This window comes from Testudinibacter sp. 'clade 2', assembly GCF_006227735.1.
GTDB lineage: Bacteria > Pseudomonadota > Gammaproteobacteria > Enterobacterales > Pasteurellaceae > Chelonobacter.
Genome location: NZ_VDHB01000166.1, coordinates 1 through 1,033, shown reverse-complemented (window position 1 = coordinate 1,033; position 1,033 = coordinate 1). Strand labels below are relative to the sequence as shown.

Here is a 1,033-nt window from a genome sequence, read left to right as displayed (position 1 = left end):
TTGGCGATGACGGGCGTGGCGGCGGCGATGAGTGCCTTGGGCAATGTCAGCAAAGACGACAGCTCGACCACGCAAAGTGCGGTCAGCCAAAACATCAACCTTGAGGTAAGAAACGGCGACGTGCCGACCGCCCTTTCGCGCGATACGGATAACGCCAACCAAAAAGTCACCGAATTTGACAAAACGGAATATCAAGAGCGTGCCGAAATGGCACAGGTGATAGGACAAATCAGCAACAACAGCATTGTGCTGAGCCTGAAACCAAAGCTGGACGAAGCGCAACAACAAAAAGCCGACGCAGAAGGGGTTCTTGCCAACGACAACAGCAGCACCGAACAGAAAGAGGCGGCACAAATTCAGCTGGCTAATGCGGAGCAGGCAATAGCAAAATACGGCAAAGGCGGCGCCATCCAAATGGCGGTGCGCGCCGTGACCGGCGTATTGCAAGGCATTGCAACCGGCAGTGCCGAAAGTGCGGTTGTGGGCGGGGTATCGCCCTACGCCAATCTGGCAATCAAACAAGCGACCGAAGGCAACGACACCGCCAACATCATGGCACACGCCGTGTTGGGCGCAGTCGAAGCCTACGCCACCGGCAACAATGCCGCAGCAGGAGCCGTGGGGGCAGCCAGCGGCGAGTTAGCGGCAAAAATCATTACCGAACAGCTTTACGGCACAACAGCGGATAAACTGACCGAAGAGCAAAAAGAAACGGTTTCGGCGCTAAGCCAAATTGCCGCAGGCTTAAGCGGCGCCTTGGTCGGCGACAGCACCCAAAGTGCGGTTGTGAGTGCCGAGATTGGAAAACGGGCGGTGGAGAATAATTACCTTTTTAAACACGAAGTTGAACGGCAAGCCGAGTTGTTAGTGAAGCAAAATACGGAAGGTTTAACGGAAGCTGAGAGTGAGGAATTAACGGGATTACGGCAGTTGGATAATCAACGTAATATGGATTTACAAGCCGCCTGTTATGGAGGAATGACAACCGCTTGTGCAAATGAATTGATTACGTTAAGTGCGGCATTCCATAGCT

At 53.6% G+C, this 1,033-nt stretch carries 1 protein-coding gene; it reads left to right on the top strand.

Annotated elements, in window-relative coordinates; genetic code table 11:
* Positions 1–1,033, top strand: a 1,033-nt coding sequence (locus tag FHQ30_RS11650; protein ID WP_176552771.1) for a VENN motif pre-toxin domain-containing protein, incomplete at both ends; no start/stop codon positions are given.